The organism is Leptospiraceae bacterium (assembly GCA_024233835.1).
Lineage (GTDB): Bacteria > Spirochaetota > Leptospiria > Leptospirales > Leptospiraceae > JACKPC01.
Genome location: JACKPC010000001.1, coordinates 1,876,588 through 1,898,039, shown reverse-complemented (window position 1 = coordinate 1,898,039; position 21,452 = coordinate 1,876,588). Strand labels below are relative to the sequence as shown.

Below are 21,452 nucleotides of genomic sequence, written 5' to 3'. Positions count from 1 at the left end.
ATTATTACTCCACAACCTCATTCAATAAAGCATATATCTCTTTCTCAACCTTTTGCAAGTCTTTATCAATCTCTTTTACCGGGCGTGGTGGAATGTATTCGTAGAAATATCGGTTGAAGTTAATTTCATATCCTATTTTAGTTTTTTCCGAATCTATCCACGCATCGGGAACATGGGGTAAAACTTCTGTTTGCATATAATGAGCGATGTCTTCTTTCAGTGGTATGTTTTCATTATCCCGAAGTTTTGTATCTACTTCGTATTGAACTTCTGTTTTTTTATCAATCGCATACCAACCATAGAGTTCTTCATTTTTTCCTGTATGTTTTCTTTTTTTTAAGATTACAGGTTTAGCATTTTCATCAGTCTCCGTAAATACATCCTGATAAAATTTCCATTCTTTGGAACTCCATCTGGACTCTCTTTCTTTTAAAACCTTTTCCGCTTCTTCTTTTACATAATTCCAATCAAGTACAGGTTCTTTGCCAACTTTCTTTTCAATCTCCTGAACATCGTGAAGAAGATGCGGTAGCACTTCTAAAAAATAATCCTTTCTATCTATAGTACTATGGAAACGCAAACGAAGAGGACGCTCTACCGTTACTCTTGTATAACCAAAATCAGAATTATCAAAAATTTTGGAGATTTTAGATTCTTCAAATTTTCCGTGTTCTAATATGATTTCTTTTATCTGTTCTTCGGATAATTCTCTTCTCTTTGCACCCAGACTTCGGCGTAGAGGTTCATATTTTTCCCTAGCATCAATTAATTGGATTTTTTTCTTTCTATGCTTTCCTTTTCTATTTGTAACAATCCAGATATAAGTTCCAATTCCGGTATTATAAAACATCTGTTCGGGAAGAGCGATGATTACTTCGAGCCAATCATTTTCAATAATCCATTTGCGAATTTCACTTTCTCCCTGTCCAGCGCCTCCTGTAAAAAGAGGAGAACCATTAAAAACAATAGCTAAACGTGAACCATATTTTAGTTTTTCCGGCTCTACGGGTTGGAATTTAGAAATCATGTGCTGAATAAATAAAAGAGCTCCATCATTTACACGAGGAAGTCCTGCCCTATAAGGACTTTTTGAACCAAGTTTTTTATTCAATTTTTCAATCTGGGGTTTTTGTTTTTTCCAATCTACACCAAAAGGAGGATTGGCAATTAAATAATCAAATGTTTGTTCAAAAAACTGATCATCAATTAAAGAATCTCCAAATTTTATTTCACTATTACCGAAATCTTTAATCAGTAAGTCTGAGGCAGCAACCGCATAAGAGCGTTTGTTATAATCCTGTCCATAGACAAAAAGCTCTGCATCAGGATTATGCTCTTGCATATAATTTTGTGCTTCAGCTAACATTCCTCCCGTTCCACATGCCGGGTCAAGAATTGTAGAAACAGCATTCGGTTTAAAGCTTTTATCATCAGGTGAAAAAAGAAGAGCCACCATTAAACGAATCACTTCTCTGGGTGTAAAATGGTCTCCGGCTGTTTCGTTTGCCTGTTCATTAAATCTGCGAATCAGGTTTTCAAAAATGGAACCCATTTTTGAATTATCAACTTTATTCGGATGTAGATCGATTTCTGAAAACTTGGAAACTACAAGGTAGAGAATATTGCTATCACTCATGGTTTCAATTTCTTTCGCAAAATCAAAATACTCAAAAATTTTTCTAATATTGGCTGAAAAGCCAGTAATATAAGCTCCTAAATGTTCAGCAATTTTGTCCGGATCTCCTTTCAAAGTTTCAAAATCAAACTCCGAGTGGTTATGGAATTTTTCTCCGGCAGCTTTATTTAGAAGGGAATCCAAAATTTTACCAGATTTATTCTGATGCTTTTCATACGCTTTTAGAACTTTTCCTTTCGTTGGACCTAAAACACAGTCCAAACGCCTCAACACTACCATAGGAAGCATTACCCTTTCATATTGAGGAGGTCTGTAAGGCCCCCTTAAAAGATCTGCTATTTGCCAGATAAAGTTCTCTAAATCATGATTTGTCATAAGTATATGTATATGAATTTTTATCTATTGACTTATGTCTATAAAATTACTCGAAAATAATTCAAATTAAGCCCTTTTTCCACTTGACTCTCCCCACCTACCCTTTCCTTCGACCTTACAGGCTCATATCTTTTTTCCAGGCTGGGCAATCAGCGAAGTGATTCCCAATATCTAAGTTGTTATTCTTTTAATCAGAAAGTATCTGATGATTTTCTAAAATTTCCTGTCAGGACGAATATAGCCTCCCATGCTTCCATTAAGGAAAACTATCAATTCCCCCAAGCCGGAATAGGCTTGTTTTCAGGCCAACCGCCTACTCTTTCCTTCGGACTTTCCCGAAGCCTAAGAGAAAGAACGTCCGACTAGAACGGGAGCATGTCAGCAGGAACGACAGGCAAAAAAGTAGTGACATAAAAAACAAAGCTCTATTGCGGGTGAACAATTAAAGAAGAGGATAAATAAAGGCGTATAGGCCCACTTCTATAAAATTTCCTTTCTTCATAAAAAACAGATTTTTCACTTGATATTTATCGCAATTTGTGAATTAAATAGTCTTTTACACCCTACATTTCTGGTATGGCTCCACTTCAGTCAGGTGAATCTTTTTAGGGTGGATTTTGCAAAGGAGAGACAGAGAATAGTTCTTTATTTGACTGACTCGGTAAACAAGATGAAAAAGGTCCCGAATCCTTATGGTAAGCTTGGAAGCCCCAAGCATCGTTTAAAAGTAGAAGAGGTGGAGACATCCATACAGAATAGAGGCTTTATGGCAATAAAAGAATATTTATTACGGTTATTTGGGAATAAATGTAGGTATATTGATGTAGTAGCAATGAAGGACGATGAGACTGAACCTGTGGAATACCATCAGGTAGGAAAAATAACAAAAAGTGGCTTACCTGTAAAAAGAGAACGAATAGTATTACAAGAAATTAAACAAGAAAAAGGAGTAGAACCACAATTCCATCCATATAATAATTATCCCGGTAAACAAGATGAAAAGTAAGCAAATAAATTTCTATTTAACTACAGAGGATTGTAAGGAAATTGATTCATTTTTAGAAGCAAATGATTATCTATTGATTGCTCAACCCCTTCTGAATAGCAAGCCCGAATATTTAAACTCTATACTGGATGAAAAGTATCAGGATAGGGAGATACAGAGAGTTAAATATATTATCAAAAAAGAAGATAATAGTAAGCTAAAATTCAAGTATATCCAAGAACAAAAACATTATCTTATAAATAACAGTATCTCTCCAGCCATTGAACTCTGGTTACCGAAGTCAAAAAATGGACTTATAATGAAGGGAAGGATTTATTATATAAAAGATTACTATAATGAAGAAGCCGGTGAAGAAATACAAAAAGATGAACAATTTATTAGAGCCGCAGATGAACTATTCAAGTGGTTTCGACAACATTTTAAAAATAAAAAATTTCCCGGCCTGGAACCTTATCTGGTTAGTAAAAGAGCTGCTCTGGAATTAGGAAAACAACCAGTATAAGTATTTCAATGAATACTGTCGGTTTCTATCCAAGCCAAAGAAAGCCAAATCGGAGAAAGACAGATTTGGTATTAATCAAAGAAGAGAGTTTTGGTGTTTATGCTAATTTTATTTGATGGAGTCTGTAACCTATGTAACGCTTCGGTTAATTTTATCATTGATAAGGACCCGAAGAAAACGTTTCAATTTGCCTCCCTGCAATCCCAGATAGGACAGGAGTTTTTAAAAAAATTTGAGTTCCCAACAGAAGGTTTTGATACCCTTATCCTGATTAAAAATAATGTCTGTTTGACAAAATCTACAGCTGCTCTTCATATTGCAAAAGAACTCAGCTTTCCCTACAAGCTTTTATATGCGTTTGTCATCCTTCCTCAATTTATTAGAGATCCTATATATTCCCTTGTAGCCAAATATCGATACGTTCTGTTCGGAAAAAGGGAGGTCTGTCGTATGCCGGAACCGGGGATTCGAGATCGATTTTTAAGCTAAACTTAAAAGGTCTGTGCTGCATAGATTCTCATTATTTTCGGGAAGCACACATCAAATTAATCTTCTTTTTCGAATGGAGAAAAAAACTGCTTGGAAAGTCTTATAATTAGTAGCAGGATGGATTTCATTCGGGAAGGAATATATGAGTCGAAATTCATTCTGTAGCTATTGTGGAACCAGGTTCAGGGAAGGAAGTTTCCCAAAAACCTGCTTAAATTGTTCAGAAACAACCTATATTAACCCTCTACCGGTAACGGTCATGTTTGTTCCGGTGGATAAGGGAGTGGTTCTCATTCGAAGGGGTATAGAACCGCACATAGGCAAGCTGGCTTTACCGGGCGGATTTGTGGATATGGGAGAAAGCTGGCAGGAAGCCGGTGCAAGAGAAGTGAAAGAAGAAACAGGAATCACTGTCGATCCGGAAAAAATTCGTCTATTGCATGTAGAAAGTACTCCGGAAAAAAGACATATTCTGATTTTTGGAGTTTCGGAACCGATTACAATCGGGCAAATTCCCCCTTTTGATAGTAAAGAAGAAATACAAGCTCGTCTAATCGTACAACGCCCGGAAGACTTAGCTTTTCCTTTACATACGAAAGCTTTAAAACTTTTTTTTGAAATGCAGGATAACCTTCTATAAGTTATAGAGTTATTATAAATCAATGAGTCATGAAAAATTAAATATTACGAGGTCTTTATGAAAATACAGGACATTTCCATCGGAACCAGACTTTATATAGGTTACTTCTTTTTAAGTATTCTGGCAATTTTCCTCGGTCTTTTTGCTTTAGTAAGATTTAATAGTCTGAATGCTGTAATTGAACTTACAGCAACAGATCGAATTCCGAAACTGAATAAAGTAGGTGATATTACAGATAATAATAATCAAGTCGCCATTTCTCTTCGAAATTTACTCATCATGGAAGAAGGAAAGGATTTAGAAGAAAATAAAAAACTTATATTAGAAATAAGGAAAAATATCTCGGAAGATACAAAGTTTTTGAGTGAAAGAATAAAAACCAGCCAGGGCATTGCTTATTTTCAGGATATGCTTAAAAAACGAGAACTTTTCGTAGCCGATCTGGACCTTTTTATCCAACTAATTCTTGAAAAAAAAGATATTAAAAAAGCAAAAAACCTTCTCTTTTCCAGCTTAAGACCTAAGCAGCTAGAATACATGGAAGCTTTAAAAGTTTTGAAAGATTATCAAACTAAATTAGTAGATATCAGTGCTACAGAATCTTCTAATATTGTTCAAAACTCACAGAATATTTTATTTATTCTTTTTGCTACCTTCATTATTCTTGCATTTGGAATTAGTTTTTTTACAACCAAATCTATTTTACTTCCATTAAATGAAGTTTTAAACATTATAACAAGAGTAGATAAGGAAGGAACGTTTAATATCAGATCTGATTCTGATTCCAAAAGTGAAATTGGAAAACTGGCTTCTGCTTTGAATAATTTATTAAATACTTTTCAGACCATGTTGAAAGATGTGGAAAATCTGACCGGAGCAGCAACCAGAGGGGATTTGGATTCAAAAGCTGAGGCCTCTAAATATGTAGGTGGCTTTAAAAGTATTGTTTCCGGCATCAATGATACAATTGAGTCCATTACAGGACCCATAAGGGAAGCCAGTAAAGTATTACAGGAGCTGGAAAAGGGGAATCTCCAGGCAAGGGTACAGGGAGACTATAAGGGAGATCATGCAATTATAAAAAATGCCTTAAACCAGAGTCTTCAGAAAATAGATTCTTATGTAAGAGATATTTCACAAAATTTAACAAACCTTTCTAATGGTGAACTTTCTATTGAACTGAAACAAAATTTTGAGGGAGATTTTATCAGTATTCAAAACTCTCTAAGTCGTATCCATACAAATCTAAATGGCTTCATCAGTGAGGTTAACCGGGTTTCTTCAGAACATGATAAGGGTGATATTGATGCAAAAATAGATTCTGCAAAATTTAAGGGCTCCTATAAAGAAATGGCAGAGGGTGTAAATAACATGGTTCTTGGCCATATTGCTGTTAAGAAGAAAGCCATGGCCTGCTTTTTGGAATTCGGAAAGGGTAATTTTGATGCAAAAATTGAACAATTTCCCGGCAAAAAAGCCTTTATCAATGATACCATTGAACAGGTCAGAGTAAATTTAAAAGAACTCAATAACGATGTGAATTATTTAATTTCAGAAGCTATAGACGGTAAACTTTCTGCAAGGGCTGATGCCAGTAAACACCAGGGAGATTTTGGAAAAATTGTGAATGGAGTAAACCGACTATTAGATGCTGTGATTGATCCAATGAACGAAGCTTCCGAAGTTCTGCAACAGCTTTCAAAAGGAAAACTGAATATACGTGTGAATGGAAATTATAAGGGAGAACATGCAACCATTAAGGATTCCTTAAATCAAAGTCTTGATACGATTGAAGAGTATATAAATGAGATTTCGAGAGTATTGATTTCTATGTCAGAAGGAAATCTGGATATACGGGTGGAACAAAAATTTAAAGGTGACTTCAGTGGAATCAAAGATTCTCTGGATTTAATTATAGATTCTTTTAATAATCTGATTGGGGAAATTATTAATGCTGCTGAACAAATTCTTCTTAGCTCCAAGCAGGTTGCGGATTCCAGCCAGTCTTTATCACAGGGTTCTACCGAGCAGGCATCGAGTGTGGATGAAGTTACATCGACTCTGAGTCAGATAGAAGAACAGGCCAGACAAAATGCAGATAGAGCTAAAAGTGCCAGCGAGAATGCCTTGAATGTTAAAAATCAGGCTATTCACGGAGACAAGGAAATGCACTCTATGCTCGAAGCCATGAAAGAAATCACAGAAACATCTGAAAACATAGCCAAGATTATCAAAGAAATTGATGCTATTGCTTTCCAGACCAATATACTCGCACTCAATGCAGCCGTTGAAGCTGCGAGGGCAGGTCAACACGGAAAAGGTTTTAACGTAGTAGCCGAAGAAGTTCGCAACCTTGCCTCAAGAAGTGCCAATGCAGCAAAAGAAACAGCTAACTTGATTGAAGGTTCCATTAGAAAAGTAAATGTGGGAACTGATATTGCCAATCGCACAGCCGATGCTTTAAAAAATGTAACTGATGGAGTATTACTGGTAACTACTGTGATTGAACAAATTTCCACCGCTTCCAATGAACAGTCTAAAAGTGTTGCCGAAACCACCCTCGCTATCAACCAGATTTCCCAGGTTGCCATGAATGCTGCTGCCACAGCCGAAGAGAGTTCAGCGGCCAGTGTCGAATTAGCAAGTCAGGCAGAATCCTTTCGAGATATGGTGAAGAAATTTAAAATTCGCGAACTGGCAAATCTAAAAATGAAAACTCCACAAAGAGAACAAAAAATAAAAATTGAACTTGAATAAATTTACTTACATTTTACAATAAATCGTATCCGAACATTAAAGTCTTTGACATAGTTTTCAATTTTACGCAAATATAGCGGGGTTTTATCCTCGCTTTTTTTTATGGAGCCAGAGAAGGAGCTAAATTTGTATGAAAAAGTTTATAGGTATTAATAAGCAGGTGATTCTCCTGCTTGGTATTATTAATATATTAGGCATAATTATCTTTGCTATATATAATACAGCAAAATCCAAAGAAAAACTATTTGTCGATCTAAAAGAAAGAGCGAAAGGACACATTTCCAGAACGGTTGAAATGATCATGTATTCCACGAAGCGTTTTCAAACAAGTTTTGAAAATGTGAAAACCGAAAAAGAAAGAAACCTGGTTCGTAAAGAATGGGAAAAAGTAGTTCGCGCTTTTGATAATGCTGTTGTGCATGATTTTGGTGCAGATAAAGACAGGATCCGCTTAATCGGAGATCTGAATATTACCGGTCTTGATCCAATGGGAAAAGACTTAACCCGGATTGAAAATGAATTTGAGAGAAAAGCTTTGCAGGCTTTTGTGGATAATAAGATAAATCATTTTGAAGAGATTAATGATGAATTTGTAAAAATTGCAATTCCTCTTTATAGTAGCACCCATCCGGGTTGTGCGAATTGTCACGGGATAAAAGTGGGAGAAAATAAATTGATGGGTTCTATTAATTCCTATATTCCCGTAAACAAAGCTCTACAAAAAGCGAAAGAAGAAAATTTGACGAATATATTGATTCTCATTTTTGGCTTTACGATTCTTCTAATCGTTATTGCTATATTTATTTCTCAAAAACTTGTAAAACCTATTCTTCAATTAGATAAGGCTGCCCGGAAGTTTGCAAATGGAAATATAGATGTAAAAGTCGAGATTCAATCTAAATCAGAAATCGGTAATTTAGCTAATAGTATGAAAGATGTAATTTCAACCTTACGTTCCCTTATCTCTGAAATGAATTACATGTCCAAAGAGCACGATGCAGGAGACATTGATGTATATATAAATGCAGCTCAATTTCAAGGAGCCTATCACACAGTAGCCGAAGGAATCAACAATATGATTCATTCTCATATTGAAATGAACAAAAAAGCCATGGCCTGTGTAAAAGAATTTGGAGACGGACATTTTCATGCACCTTTAGAAACCTTTCCCGGGAAAAAAATATTTATCAATCATACCATCGAACAGGTCAGGAATAATTTAATGGCACTTGTCACCGACGCCAATAGACTCTCGGAAGCAGCAATAAAGGGCATACTCAGCACACGTGCAGATCTAAATCGACATGAAGGAGATTTTCGTAAAATAATTGAAGGTGTCAATAACACACTCGATGCGGTTGTACAACCTATACAGGAAGCCTCTATAGTCCTGCAAGAACTTTCGCAGGGAAATCTGAGAGTGCAGGTTCTCGGCGACTACAGCGGGGATCATGCTATCATAAAAAATGCTCTCAATGAAACCATAAGTTCATTTAATAGCCTTATCGGGGAAATCACTAATGCTGCTGAGCAGATTCTAATAAGTTCAAAACAGGTTGCTGATTCCAGTCAGTCTTTATCTCAGGGTTCTACCGAGCAAGCATCGAGCGTGGATGAAATCACCTCGACTTTAGGTCTTATCGAAGAACAGGCTAAAAATAATGCCCTGAGTGCAAAAGATGCCAGTGAAAATGCAGTAAAAGTAAAAGAAGAAGCTCTTATAGGAAACAATGAAATGAAGTCAATGTTAGAAGCCATGAAAGAGATTTCTGAAACTTCTGAAAGCATTGCCCGTATCATAAAAGAAATTGATGCCATTGCCTTCCAAACCAATATACTCGCACTCAATGCAGCGGTAGAAGCTGCAAGGGCAGGTCAACACGGAAAAGGCTTTAACGTAGTAGCAGAAGAAGTTCGTAACCTTGCCTCAAGGAGTGCCAATGCAGCAAAAGAAACAGCTAACTTGATCGAAGGTTCTATCAGAAAGGTAAATGTAGGAACAGATATTGCCAATCGTACGGCAAATGTTCTTGATAATGTTACCAGAGGAGTTGTCCTGGTTACTGAGTTAATAAACAACATCAGCACTGCTTCTTTAGAACAATCCAGAAGTGTAGCTGAAACTGCTGAAGGAATAAACCAAATTTCTCAGGTTGCCATGAACGCAGCAGCCACTGCCGAAGAAAGTTCTGCTGCCAGTATAGAACTGGCAAGCCAGGCGGAATCATTCCGGGATATGGTGAAGAAATTTAAAATTACCGACTACGATAGAGATTTTGAATCAAATTCACATAGCGGAAAAAACAAAATCATTTTATAGAAGTGTTTAGAATATAAAAGCTCGGATTAGAATTTCGAGCTTTTACAGAAAATTCTTATTTACTTTTATTTAAAAGTCCTGCAATTTTTCGAACTAAAAACCTGGGAGAAAATCTAACTGATAGTACTCCCAGCTTGTTTATAAGTCCAGGTATGCTAATTACAGAATTACCCTTGAGAGCTTTATAACCTTTTAAAGCTACAACTTCGGCACTCATTAATGGAAGTTTTAAAGCCTGCATTCCTGCTGCATCAAAAAACTCTGTTTTTGTTGGCCCCGGACAAAGTGCAGAAATAGAAATATTATACTTTTTTAATTCTTCCGCTATAGCTTCTGTGAAATGAAGAACATAGGCTTTGCTAGCATAATAATTTGCCATATAAGGACCCGGTTGGAAAGCAGCCGTAGACGCCACATTAAGAATAGCACCTTTATTTTGTGCAATCATATCCTGAAGAAAAAGGTGGGATAACTCAATTAAGGAACTTATATTCACCTGAATTAGTGATAATTCTTTTCGTATATCAATTTGATGAAACTCTCCATTGGTTCCAAAACCTGCATTATTGATAAGATATTCCACAAAGATTCCCTGTTTTTTAACTTCTGCATAAATTTCAGAAGGAGAGGAGGGTCTTGAAAGATCTGAAGCAATAGTAAAAACCTGTATTCCATACTGCTTTATAAGTTTTTCTGCAAGTTCTTTCAGTTTATCTTCCCTTCTGGCCACAAGAATAAGGTCGTGCTTGTCCCTAGCAAAAAGTAGAGCCAGTTCATAACCAATCCCAACGGAGGCACCTGTAATTAAAGCTACACGATTCATTCTTACAAACAACTTCTTCTGAGTGGCTTTGTCAAACAAAAGCTTCTTTTCGTTTTAGATTTTCTATAATAGAACGAAAAACAGGAAGATACCAGGGTATTTTTCTTATCGTTTCAAAGAACCCATTATGTCCACCAAATTCTCTCATAATCAGATGAAGATGGGCATTTGGTTTTATATGATAAAAATCTTCCGCCGGTATAACCGGATCATCGAGAGATGCAATGATATAAACCGGAAGAGCAAGATTTTTAAAATATTCTCCTTCTATTGTATACTGTCCAAAATATTCATCGAGACTCTTATAAGATGTATATTCGAGAACAAGTCTCTCCGTTAAATCCATTACCGATTTGGCTTTGACTAAACTTTCTAATTTAAAGTAATCCGGAAAAAACAAAGATTTTCTTTGGAGAGAAAATAACCAATGTTTTAAAAAATATTTCCTGAGTAAAACATGGGAATCAATTTTAGCAGTGGCTTTTTTAGGATTTACAGATGGACTCACTGTAAATACTGCTTTTAGATTCGGAATCCAATCCAGAGAAGTCGAGAAACGTTTGGCTATTCGCAAACTAAAATTCCCACCCAGGGAAAAACCCAGTATATAGGCAGGGATATCGGGATTCAAATTACAGGCATAACTTACAGCCTCATAAGTCTCGGATAACAAAGTTCCATTAAATGGTTTTTGGTTTAGACCCTGGGTGTTCCCATGATCTCGTAGGTTTAGACGAAAAATTGAATAACCCGCTTTGTAAAAATAGGATGCCGAACGTAAAACATAAGCAGATTCACAACTTCCTTCCCAACCATGAATCAAAATGATAAGCCCTTCTCTCTTTACATTTTCACTGTAAAATCCGCTCAGAATACTTTCTTCTTTAGTATTCATAAGAATGAAGCGACCCCTATCAAATTCCTTACTCGACTCCCGAAAGGGTCTGCGACTGGATAAAAAAGATTGAATGAAAGGATTCCGTATATGCACAGCAGGAATAAAATCGGGTATCTGTTCGCGCTCACCATTCATAATGGGCATTAAAGAGGAAGGATTCTCACAGGGCAAATGATTTTTTTCTAAAAATCTATACTTTTATTAAGCTTTTATAGGGAAATTATCTGAGTTTATAAAAAAGCTTGAATTTAAAAGAGGGAATAAGCATAAATCTTCTATGAAAGAAGCTCTAAAGCCCTATTTTAAACTGGCTATTGCCTCTATAAAATCCCGCATGGAATATAGAGCAAGTTTTATTGCTTTTCTTATTTCTGCCACTCTTTTCTATTCAGCTCAAATTGCTACTATCGGCATTATTGTATATCGTTTTCGGGCTATCGGTGGATGGAATGCGGGCGAAATTGCTTTTCTTTACAGCCTTTTAATTTTATCTCAATCTATTGTTTCGTTTATTTTTTCCGGTTTATTGGAATTTTCTAATCTTGTTAGAGAAGGAGTCTATGACCGCTACCTTTTACGCCCCTTATCTTCTCTGGGACAGGTTATCATGGGTAGTTTTGAAATCGGAGGATTTGCTAACCTTTTAATGGGAATCCTTACATTTGTATTGGCTAACTCAATGGTTAGTATTCAATGGAATACTAATAATATATTTTTTTTCATACTTAGTATATTAGGAGGTTCTTTTATACTGGGTGGCATTCGCATTTTTATCAGCGCCATTGCATTTTACGCAATAAACAATCAATCCCTCATTCACCTTTTTGTCTTTTCTTCCAGGGAGTTTTTACTTTATCCGGTAAATATCTATAGCTATGGAGTCCGCTTTCTTTTAACTTTTATATTCCCTCTTGCATTTGTAAATTTTTATCCGGCCCAATATTTTTTAGTAAAAAATTCAGTAGAACTATATCATCCTTATTTTCGATACGCAACTTTTCCGGTTGGGATAATCGTTCTTATATCATCGCTAATTTTCTGGAAATATGGAGAAAAGGCTTATGAATCGGCAGGAGCCTAGTTAATCTAAACTATCTTCTCGACTCATTATATTTACTTCTTTGTAGTATTTGGTTTTTATTTCCTTTTTCAAATTCGATAAGCTTTCACAGTTTAATTTATTCTTCAATTTATTAATATAATACTCTATCGTTCTTTTGGATAACTGCATTTTAGTAGCTATCTCAGGTACCGAAAAGTCCAGTTTTAAGCATTGCATGATTTCATATTCTTTATCTGTAAATTCGATAGTATTTTTTCGCATATATTTTATAAGACTTAAAGAACAATAAAACTCATCCTCTAATAAAACTCGTCTCATTACCTCCGGGAAAATGGATATTTCATCCGTTTTTAATACATAAGCATCAGCACCAAGGCTAATGGCTTCCTTAAAAAATCCCTCAGCATCAAACATGGTAAAAATGATAATTTTTATATTTGGAAATTTACTTTTAACCTGTTTTAATAAAATCATTCCATTCTTACCGGGAATATCTAAATCCAATATGAGTAGGTCATAAATTTCTTTTTCAAGCATTGGTATTAATAAATTTCCATTGTCGATTTCTGAAATTTTATCAATCGGAAACATCGTATTTTTGAGTAAATTAATAAGCCCTAATCGAGTAATCGATTGATCTTCGATAATGATGATTTTATAAAATTTTTGATTCTTTTTATTCATTTTTTACTTCTCTAAAGAAATGGATCTTTGACTCAATACTGTAAAAATATATAGACTCATTATCGTCTCTGAAGAAAAGTAATATTTTCTTTCTCTGAATTACTGACCAATTATTAGACCAATCACAATCCTCGAACACAGCGAATGTTTATAGAAACAGTCTTAGTGGTATAGGTCACAAGAGCATCACTGAATTGGACATGCCATGTTCTGTTTATAACGTTAATGGCAGTGGATGATGACCAATAATTGCCAGCAACCGTACCTGGAAAAAAACTACTATTTATATAGGGAGCAGCACTGACCGAATAATCTATAATGGACTTTAGTTCATTTAAATTCGGTAATCTCCAGTCTGAATAACCTCCTAAAGTTAAGCTCTCGCAATAGCCCAAAGCATTTACCCAGGTGTCAGTAGACGCCGTTCCACCGCTGCAATCAAGGTTTGTTTGTCCCCTACTGCATTTCTGCCAGGTTAGACCGGTATTATTATGCTTAATGGTTCCATCTCCGTTATCCGTAAAAGATTGGCTAACAGGTAGACTTCCCGATACACAACGAACTTTATGAGTAGCGGTTGTTTGAGCGGCATTATTGGAAAAGCCACCACTGAAATTTTGAAACCAGGCATTTGTTGGCGTACCGACATGGGATGTAGAAGACCAGTTTTTAATAGCAGTAGTTGTATTCGGAAAGCCACCTGAATCAATGGAAGGATCTAAAATAGAATAATCCACCAGGGTTGCTAACTCCTGCATAGTGGGTAAATGCCAGTCGGTTCTTCCGGCATAACCCGCATTGCTATTGGCTATGTTTAAATTTGCACAGGCTGTGATGGCATTTGCATAATTATAACTCGTAGCTGTTCCTGTAGCACAGACTGGATCGCTTTTCCCCTCTTCACAGCTTTTCCAGACAAGTCCTGTTGTGTTGTCTGTTGTTATATAGTCGTTTGTATAGGTTCCATGCTGGGTTGGACCGGTATAACTCCGGGTATGTGGAATATTAGAATAATCTCCATCCTGACCCAGGTGACTGGAACCGCAAGTAATGCTAACTGAATCATCGTAACAGGTATTCAAACCTGTATCTACAATAGGATAGGCCTGTACTATTGTAGTATTAATAGTCGCTGAAGTATTTCCATAAGCGTTACTCGCTGTTATTGTATAGCTGGTCGCACTCTGTGTGGCAGTTGGTGTTCCGCTGATAGCACAGGTTGTTGTATTCAGAGCAAGTCCTGTAGGTAGACTTGGAGAAACCATGCAGGAAATCACGGTTCCGTTTACAGTAGGTACGATAGTAGCAATCGTAATGCCTTTTGCAAAAATATATGGGCCTCCACTATAGGTCAGAGCACTAGGTGGAGCTAAATTCACCGTGACGTTAATCGTCGCAATTGTGCTTCCATAGGTATTGCTTGCCGTGATGGTGTAGTTTGTCGATACTTGAGTCGCAGTTGGTGTGCCGCTGATGGCACAGGTGCCTGTGTCCAGAGAAAGACCTGTTGGTAGAGTCGGTGAAGAAGAGCAGGAAGTCACGGTTCCGTTTACAGTAGGAGTGATGGTTGCAATAGCAGAGTCTTTTGTAAAAACAAAAAAGCTCTTAGAGTAAGCAACAGAAGGAAGAGTCACTGTTGTTGTAGTTTGAGTCTCGGCTTCGGCTGTCTGAACAAGTGTTGTCGGATCTATATTTATAACTGGTTCAGAAGCTGTAGCTGTGCTTTCCGAAGAGCTACCATCTGTAGACGAATTATTTTCTGTTAACACTCCCGCAGGTGCCGGACTCGTCTGTAAAGTAGTCGATACCGTAATAGGAAGGTTAGTCGAATCCTCGTTCACCGCATTTAGTTCTTCTTCTGTTGTATAATCACTCAGGTCGATTTTAATTTCACCCTGATCTTCTGCTGGTGTTTTAACTTTGATACTATTCATTCTGCCTGCCTCGGCTTTTAGGGTATAATTCCCATTCGCATCTGTGATAGTTCCCGAAGCAGTGTCATCAATACTGTCTTCCGTTAGAAATTCACCATTACAGGAATAGACCGTATAACGACTCATGCCGCTTTCCAGTTTTTTATTATAATAATATTGAATATTCTGACCGGACTGAATATTCTTAACTTTTGCAACCTGTGTTGCCTTCGGATTAGTAGCCGTACCCAGATACATCATATAACATCCATCAGAAGATTGTTTGGAAAAATTGTCCGGTTTAATAATCTTCATACACTGAATCGAACCTAAAGCCAGACTGTAATCCGCACAGCGAATTTTTTCAGTGTCAGAGCCGGCTCGAATAGCAGCACTGGTACTAATACCGGTTGAATTCTGGCTCATAACAACATAAGCTATGGGTTTTCCTTTGGCGTCTTTAAGCTGGCCTTTAAGGGAAAGATAAAGCTTTGTTGATGAAGTGCCAGAACCAAGTTGAAAAAGCCGGATAAAGTTATCTTTCTCAGAAGTATTAGAACCCGTTGAAAAGCCGAGCTTCGAACAATGAGTCATTGTAGAGAGTAGAACGAATAATAAAAGGTTTCTTGATAAAAATAACCTCATTGCTTTTTGAAAAAATAATCTCCATTCTCGATTTATATACATCACTTATCACCACTTCCTATTTGATTCTGTATATTGACGGGAGATTTTTGGAAAGCTTACTAGTAAAACTACTAGTAGACACTAGTAAAAACTACTAGTGTTGAGAATTTTTTTGGCTATTTTTGAAAAAAAATCGTATTTTTAAGTTTAGTCTATACAGGCCCGCGAACACTACGGAAATAGAGTCCAAACAACTTTTCGCTGAAATTCTTGACTTTTTCTGTTTTATTTTAGATAATTGTCCTGCTATGGCTTCTGATAATGAATATTTTATTATTCCCAATCCGCTTTATGATGTAGTTTTCCGTTATTTAATGGAAGACATAGAGAGTGCAAGACTCATTCTCTCGACATTCATTAATCAAAAGATTAAGCATATCCAACCTGAGCCTACAGAAAAAGTGAAGAAAAAAGGAGAAGATACACAGGATAGAAATGCAAAAGCAAAAGACCTGCTCGATTTGTTTCGACTTGATTTTGTGGCTACAATAGAATTTCCGGATGGCAAGGAAGAAGTTGTCATGATTGAAGTCCAGAAAGCCTCCGAACCCGGAGATTATTTTCGCTTCAAACGCTATATCTGTAATAATTTTCAAAAGAAAAAACTGGTCTCCGAAATCCAAAACGAGAAAGAAGAACCGGTCAAAATCTATGAACCCATGCGCCTAATTCCCATTTTTATCTTAAATTTTACCATCGAGACAGAAGTAAAAGAACTCTTTATCAAAACCAGACAGGTTAAACAGGGTATCTTCAAAAACAAAATCATAGAGCAAAAAAGCGATTTTATAGAAAATTTGACCTATGAACTATGGATAGTCCAACTGCCCTATTTGAAAAAAGTAACAAAAGAAGACTATGAAGCTGACAGCTATAAAACAAAACTCTATACCCTGCTAAAACTTTTCGATCAGGGTTCCATATTGGGAGACAATAAACACCGCCTGAAACATTTAAAAACACTTTTTCCCGATGAATGGGATAGAGTCATCAACCGCTTAAAATCAGTCCTGACTGAGAATCCCGACATGGAAGAAGAAATGTATTTGGAAGATGAGTATTTAAAAGTTTTAGAAGGTAAGGACAACCAATTAGCAGCCAAAGATAAAGTAATAGAAGAGAATAAGAAAGTATTAGAAGAGAAAGATAAAGTAATAGAAGAGAAAGATAAAGTAATAGAAGAGAAAGAGAAAGTAATAAAAGATTTTGCCAGAATGCTCAAAAACACTGGTTTGCCCATTTCGGAAATATCCCAAAAAACGGGTCTGTCTATAGAAGAGATTGAAAATCTATAAGTCAGTATATATCAGGAAAATTTGGATTAAGTTATTTTCTAAGATAGATTCAATTACCCTCTAAAATGAAAGGGTCGGTCTTCATTCAGCACAAGCAAGCGGTAGTCAACAAGAGTTTAAGCGAATACAGGCCCGCGAACACTACGGAAATAGAGTCCAAACAACTTTTCGCTGAATTTCTTGACTTTTTCTGTTTTATTTTGAATCATTGTCCTGCTATGGCTTCTGATGATGAATATTTTATCATTCCCAATCCGCTTTATGATGTAGTGTTCCGTTATTTAATGGAAGACATAGAGAGTGCAAGACTCATTCTCTCTACATTCATCAACCAAAAAATTAAGCATATCCAACCTGAGCCTACAGAAAAAGTGAAGAAAAAAGGAGAAGATACACAGAATAGGAATTCAAAAGCAAAAGACCTGCTCGATTTATTTCGACTTGATTTTGTTGCTACTATTGAATTTCCGGATGGCAAGGAAGAAGTTGTCATGATTGAAGTCCAGAAAGCCTCCGAACCCGGAGATTATTTTCGCTTCAAACGCTATATCTGTAATAATTTTCAAAAGAAAAAACTGGTCTCTGAAATCCAAAACGAGAAAGAAGAACCGGTCAGAATCTATGAACCCATGCGACTGATTCCCATTTTTATCTTAAATTTTACCATCGAGACAGAAGTAAAAGAACTCTTTATCAAAACCAGACAGGTTAAACAGGGTATCTTCAAAAACAAAATCATAGAGCAAAAAAGCGATTTTATAGAAAATTTGACCTATGAACTATGGATAGTCCAACTGCCCTATTTGAAAAAAGTAACAAAAGAAGACTATGAAGCTGACAGCTATAAAACAAAACTCTATACCCTGCTAAAACTTTTCGATCAGGGTTCCATATTAGGAGACAATAAACACCGCCTGAAACACTTAAAAACACTTTTTCCCGATGAATGGGATAGAGTCATCAACCGCTTAAAATCAGTCCTGACTGAGAATCCCGACATGGAAGAAGAAATGTATTTGGAAGATGAGTATTTAAAAGTTTTAGAAGGAAAGGACAACCAATTAGCAGCTAAAGATAAAATAATAGAAGAGAAAGATAAGATAATAAAAGATTTTGCCAGAATGCTCAAAAACAGTGGTTTGACCATTCCGGAAATATCCCAAAAAACGGGCCTGTCTACAGAAGAGATTGAAAACCTGTAAGTCAGTATATATCAGGAAAATTTAATGATTCCATATAACTATGTTTAAAAGAATCATTTTTTTATTATTCATTCTTTTTTCTTTCCGGGTAAAATCAGCACCCATAGAAGAAGCAAATGGAGTTTTTGACCTGCGAAAAGTAGATTTTTCCCAAAATTACCAAATTACACTTGATAGCAAGTGGGAATTTCATTGGAAAACATTTTGCTTACCGGATAATGTTTCAACTGATAGTTCAGGAAATACTAACTTTATAAAATGTAATAAAAATAAGGATTTTGCTTATATAAGCTCTCAATTTTGGAATGGTTCTATAATCGATGGTGTTGAAATCGAAGGATTGGGATATGCGAGCTATCAGCTTAAACTCATCCTACCTCAGAATAAAAAAAATTTAGCGATTAAATTTCCTCCGATTAATTCTTCCTTTTGCGCCTATTTGGATAAGGAACAGATTCACTGCTCAGGGAAACCGGGCACAAGAAGTGAAACTACACGACCGGGAAACCGAAATCATCTTGCGATTATTCCCCTACCTGCCAGCTTTTATAAGAAAAAAGATACTTTCCTAACCATCCATATAGCTAATTTCCAAAATAGCCGCGGAGGCTTTAATCAGGAACTTATCCTGGGTGATTATGAGATTTTAAAAAACGAATACCATGAATACATGGTAGCTACATCATTCATTATAGGATGCCTACTTTTTATTACACTTTATCATATTGCTATGCTCTTTTTATTAAAAAAGATTTCTATACTATACCTTATCATTTTCTGCTTTCAAACAATAGCTTATGTCCTCTGTAGAAATGAAACTTTCTGGCATAAAATTTTTCCAAGCACGGAATATGAACTTGTAATAAGAGTAGAATATTTTTCGCAATACACTGTTATAGGAGTTTTCTTTCTATTTTTCCATTCCTTGTTTGAAAAGGAGTTTTCAAAATATATTTATTACTCTGTCCTCTACTCTGCATTTTTTTTAGGACTTCTGGTTCTCTTCACTCCGTCCTATATTTTTACAAATACACTGAATATCTTTTTTATCATAGTATATGTGGCAATTATTCAATCCCTTATTGTGGTTTTAAAAGCGATTAAAAATAAAAAGCAGGATTCGAAGACAACTTTATTAGGTTTTATTATCTTTTTTGCTTTTATTTTGAATGATATATTATTAACCTATAAAATTATTAAATCGGTGTTTTTAGTACATTACGGTGCACTAATACTTCTTTTTTTCCAATCTTATTTACTTATTTTGAGATTCTCTGAAGCATTTAAAAATGTAGAAAAACTATCAATAGAACTACAGGAACTAAACAAAAATCTTGAAATAAAGGTTGAACAAAGAACAAAAGAATTAAGCAAAGAAAAAGAAATCGCAGAAAATATCAATCAACTCAAAGATAAATTTATTTCTCTATTAGTTCACGATATACGTTCGCCTCTGGCAGGTTTACTATACCTTGTTAAAAGTTTTTCCAGTAAGGAGAAGAACTTACAGGACACCCAAAAAGTAAAAGAAATTTTTTCAGAGCAAAACCAGATCATCAATAACATTTTAAAGATGACTAAAGAAATATTAGAATATAATCGATTTCGTATGGGAACTATCTCTATAAATTATGATAGCATTTCTTTACTCGAAGTAACTAATACAGTTTTAGATAATTTAATACCTTTTCTAAAAAGTAAAAATATAAAAATTTCCCACTCTCTTACGGAAGAGTTGGTTGTGGTTACAGATAGAGTCCTATTACAAGAAGCGATTGTAAATGTGGTTTCCAATGCAATTCAATACTCTCCTCCAAATACTGAAATAAAAATCTTATATGAAATCCAAAACCAAACAGTTTTATTAAAAATATTAGATGAAGGTAATGGAATTCCACAGGATATTCAGGATAAGCTTTTCAATTTTCAATATCAAAAGCGAAAAGATGTTGAGGGGACTGGCCTCGGACTTCCCCTAACGGCAGAAATCATAAGCTTATTGGATGGTAATATTGAGATTAATTCTCGAGACCAAAAAGGAACTGTTGTCACCTTGAGTCTACCTTTTGAGGAAAAAATACTGGTATTTCTCGGAGACAAAAAAGAATTAAAGGATTCGGAATTTTATAACTATAGGATTTTATGCTTTCAAGATACAAAATCAATCTTATCCTTTTTAGAAAAAATATCTCCGGACCTAATAGTTATTAACAATAAAAATAAAGATTCTAAAACTCTATTAGCAGATATAAAAAGCCAATCTGAATTCACTTCTCTACCCATAAGATTTGTTTCTTTGTAAAGAGTTATAGAAAATCTTAGCTGAGAAATTTTTGGAACTTATCCGGAATGTCAAAAAAAAATACAAAATAGAATAAAGCCTTTTCAAAATTCTAACAGAGAACAGATTTATCCTATGGTTAAATTAGAAGACTATTTATTTACTCCGGACTACGGGAAATCCGAGTATGAGAAAGAGGAAGAAGAGTTACAGGAAAGGCTATATATCTTAAGTAATGAGGCCAACAAACGTTCTGTACCCATCATTATTATCCTCGAGGGCTGGGCAGGTTCCGGAAAAGGCGACCTATTAAAAACTGTAGTGAAACGCCTCGATCCCAGGAAAACTCACATTTTTTCTTTTCTACAGGAAATCTACACACCGGGCAATTTCCCTTTCATGTGGAAATACTGGCGAAAACTTCCTCCTAAAGGCGAGCTTACCGTTTTTGATGGTTCCTGGTATTCCGGCATCACGTTTAGAAGAAAAGAGAAACTAATAGATAAAAAGGAATATAAAAATTCCATCCGTACGATTACTAATTTTGAAACCATGTTGAAAGATGATAACTACCTGATTTTTAAGTTTTTTTTGAATATTCCCTATGAAGAGCAGAGAAAAACTCTACTAAGGGCTCATAAGAAAGGAAAAACCTGGGCTATTACCGAGAACGATTGGAAACAAAGCAAACATTATAAAACCTATAAAAAACTTTTTGAGACCTATATAGAAGAGACTGATCTGCCCGGAATCCCCTGGACCATTGTTCCGGCGGGTAAAAGTTCTTATACCAAAAAGTTCGTTATGGAAACAATTATTCACCGCCTCGAAAAAAACTTTGAAGTAGATTCCAAAAAAATATTAGATATGCTGGAGTAATG

General features: G+C 35.6%; 16 protein-coding genes. 11 read left to right on the top strand and 5 right to left on the bottom strand.

From position 1 onward, the window contains the following. Positions 1-4 precede the first annotated feature (4 nt). Positions 5-2,011 (bottom strand): SAM-dependent DNA methyltransferase, encoded by a 2,007-nt coding sequence (locus H7A25_08650; GenBank protein ID MCP5499958.1) that lies wholly within the window; start codon positions 2,009-2,011, stop codon positions 5-7. Positions 2,012-2,681: 670 nt separating this feature from the next. Between H7A25_08650 and H7A25_08645 the strand changes: the two genes are divergently transcribed. From H7A25_08645 to H7A25_08620, 6 genes are all read left to right on the top strand, one after another. Next, positions 2,682-3,017 carry a hypothetical protein gene (locus H7A25_08645; protein MCP5499957.1) on the top strand — a complete coding sequence of 112 codons (336 nt, stop codon included), beginning with the start codon at positions 2,682-2,684 and terminating at the stop codon, positions 3,015-3,017. Continuing rightward, complete coding sequence (locus H7A25_08640; GenBank protein ID MCP5499956.1) at positions 3,007-3,519, top strand: hypothetical protein; 513 nt, start codon at positions 3,007-3,009, stop codon at positions 3,517-3,519. Before H7A25_08645 ends, H7A25_08640 begins: the two co-directional genes overlap by 11 nt. A 99-nt stretch (positions 3,520-3,618) precedes the next feature. After that, positions 3,619-4,008: a DUF393 domain-containing protein gene (locus tag H7A25_08635; GenBank protein ID MCP5499955.1), complete on the top strand. Its 390-nt coding sequence runs from the start codon at positions 3,619-3,621 to the stop codon at positions 4,006-4,008. 142 nt (positions 4,009-4,150) lie between these two features. Continuing rightward, positions 4,151-4,648, top strand: coding sequence for an NUDIX domain-containing protein (locus H7A25_08630; GenBank protein MCP5499954.1), 498 nt, complete (start codon positions 4,151-4,153; stop codon positions 4,646-4,648). Positions 4,649-4,705: 57 nt separating this feature from the next. Beyond that, positions 4,706-7,405 carry a HAMP domain-containing protein gene (locus H7A25_08625; protein MCP5499953.1) on the top strand — a complete coding sequence of 900 codons (2,700 nt, stop codon included), beginning with the start codon at positions 4,706-4,708 and terminating at the stop codon, positions 7,403-7,405. Positions 7,406-7,535: 130 nt separating this feature from the next. Then, positions 7,536-9,725, top strand: a complete 2,190-nt coding sequence (locus H7A25_08620) for a HAMP domain-containing protein (GenBank protein MCP5499952.1) — start codon at positions 7,536-7,538, stop codon at positions 9,723-9,725. Positions 9,726-9,780: 55 nt separating this feature from the next. Here the strand turns inward: H7A25_08620 and H7A25_08615 are convergent, their stop codons facing one another. Next, positions 9,781-10,548 carry an SDR family oxidoreductase gene (locus H7A25_08615; protein MCP5499951.1) on the bottom strand — a complete coding sequence of 256 codons (768 nt, stop codon included), beginning with the start codon at positions 10,546-10,548 and terminating at the stop codon, positions 9,781-9,783. Positions 10,549-10,579: 31 nt separating this feature from the next. Next, entirely contained in the window at positions 10,580-11,581 is a 1,002-nt protein-coding gene (locus H7A25_08610) for an alpha/beta fold hydrolase (GenBank protein ID MCP5499950.1), read from the bottom strand. Positions 11,582-11,723: 142 nt separating this feature from the next. On the opposite strand from H7A25_08610, the gene H7A25_08605 reads away from it, so the two are divergent. Continuing rightward, positions 11,724-12,527: an ABC-2 family transporter protein gene (locus H7A25_08605; protein ID MCP5499949.1), complete on the top strand. Its 804-nt coding sequence runs from the start codon at positions 11,724-11,726 to the stop codon at positions 12,525-12,527. Here H7A25_08605 and H7A25_08600 read toward each other — a convergent pair whose 3' ends face one another. Together H7A25_08600 and H7A25_08595 are read right to left on the bottom strand one after the other, a co-directional pair. Beyond that, complete coding sequence (locus H7A25_08600; protein ID MCP5499948.1) at positions 12,528-13,193, bottom strand: response regulator transcription factor; 666 nt, start codon at positions 13,191-13,193, stop codon at positions 12,528-12,530. It lies immediately after the preceding gene. Between the two features lie 122 nt (positions 13,194-13,315). Further along, positions 13,316-15,793 (bottom strand): DUF1566 domain-containing protein, encoded by a 2,478-nt coding sequence (locus tag H7A25_08595; protein MCP5499947.1) that lies wholly within the window; start codon positions 15,791-15,793, stop codon positions 13,316-13,318. A 122-nt stretch (positions 15,794-15,915) separates the two neighbouring features. On the opposite strand from H7A25_08595, the gene H7A25_08590 reads away from it, so the two are divergent. The 4 genes from H7A25_08590 (at position 15,916) to H7A25_08575 (ending at position 21,450) form a co-directional block, all read left to right on the top strand. Then, the gene (locus H7A25_08590; protein MCP5499946.1) at positions 15,916-17,088 is read left to right on the top strand and encodes a hypothetical protein; all 1,173 of its coding nucleotides are present in this window, start codon (positions 15,916-15,918) and stop codon (positions 17,086-17,088) included. A 65-nt stretch (positions 17,089-17,153) separates the two neighbouring features. Then, positions 17,154-18,290 carry a hypothetical protein gene (locus tag H7A25_08585; GenBank protein MCP5499945.1) on the top strand — a complete coding sequence of 379 codons (1,137 nt, stop codon included), beginning with the start codon at positions 17,154-17,156 and terminating at the stop codon, positions 18,288-18,290. A 40-nt stretch (positions 18,291-18,330) separates the two neighbouring features. Then, positions 18,331-20,592 carry a sensor histidine kinase gene (locus tag H7A25_08580; protein ID MCP5499944.1) on the top strand — a complete coding sequence of 754 codons (2,262 nt, stop codon included), beginning with the start codon at positions 18,331-18,333 and terminating at the stop codon, positions 20,590-20,592. 114 nt (positions 20,593-20,706) lie between these two features. After that, complete coding sequence (locus tag H7A25_08575) at positions 20,707-21,450, top strand: hypothetical protein (protein MCP5499943.1); 744 nt, start codon at positions 20,707-20,709, stop codon at positions 21,448-21,450. Positions 21,451-21,452: the final 2 nt, after the last annotated feature.

Bases quoted from the DNA above. Each gene is read 5' to 3' on its own strand.
- H7A25_08650 (MCP5499958.1), bottom strand. From the start codon at position 2,011: ATGACAAATCATGATTTAGAGAACTTTATCTGGCAAATAGCAGATCTT.
- H7A25_08645 (MCP5499957.1), top strand. From the start codon at position 2,682: ATGAAAAAGGTCCCGAATCCTTATGGTAAGCTTGGAAGCCCCAAGCAT.
- H7A25_08640 (MCP5499956.1), top strand. From the start codon at position 3,007: ATGAAAAGTAAGCAAATAAATTTCTATTTAACTACAGAGGATTGTAAG.
- H7A25_08635 (MCP5499955.1), top strand. From the start codon at position 3,619: ATGCTAATTTTATTTGATGGAGTCTGTAACCTATGTAACGCTTCGGTT.
- H7A25_08630 (MCP5499954.1), top strand. From the start codon at position 4,151: ATGAGTCGAAATTCATTCTGTAGCTATTGTGGAACCAGGTTCAGGGAA.
- H7A25_08625 (MCP5499953.1), top strand. From the start codon at position 4,706: ATGAAAATACAGGACATTTCCATCGGAACCAGACTTTATATAGGTTAC.
- H7A25_08620 (MCP5499952.1), top strand. From the start codon at position 7,536: ATGAAAAAGTTTATAGGTATTAATAAGCAGGTGATTCTCCTGCTTGGT.
- H7A25_08615 (MCP5499951.1), bottom strand. From the start codon at position 10,548: ATGAATCGTGTAGCTTTAATTACAGGTGCCTCCGTTGGGATTGGTTAT.
- H7A25_08610 (MCP5499950.1), bottom strand. From the start codon at position 11,581: ATGAATGGTGAGCGCGAACAGATACCCGATTTTATTCCTGCTGTGCAT.
- H7A25_08605 (MCP5499949.1), top strand. From the start codon at position 11,724: ATGAAAGAAGCTCTAAAGCCCTATTTTAAACTGGCTATTGCCTCTATA.
- H7A25_08600 (MCP5499948.1), bottom strand. From the start codon at position 13,193: ATGAATAAAAAGAATCAAAAATTTTATAAAATCATCATTATCGAAGAT.
- H7A25_08595 (MCP5499947.1), bottom strand. From the start codon at position 15,793: ATGTATATAAATCGAGAATGGAGATTATTTTTTCAAAAAGCAATGAGG.
- H7A25_08585 (MCP5499945.1), top strand. From the start codon at position 17,154: ATGAAAGGGTCGGTCTTCATTCAGCACAAGCAAGCGGTAGTCAACAAG.
- H7A25_08580 (MCP5499944.1), top strand. From the start codon at position 18,331: ATGTTTAAAAGAATCATTTTTTTATTATTCATTCTTTTTTCTTTCCGG.
- H7A25_08575 (MCP5499943.1), top strand. From the start codon at position 20,707: ATGGTTAAATTAGAAGACTATTTATTTACTCCGGACTACGGGAAATCC.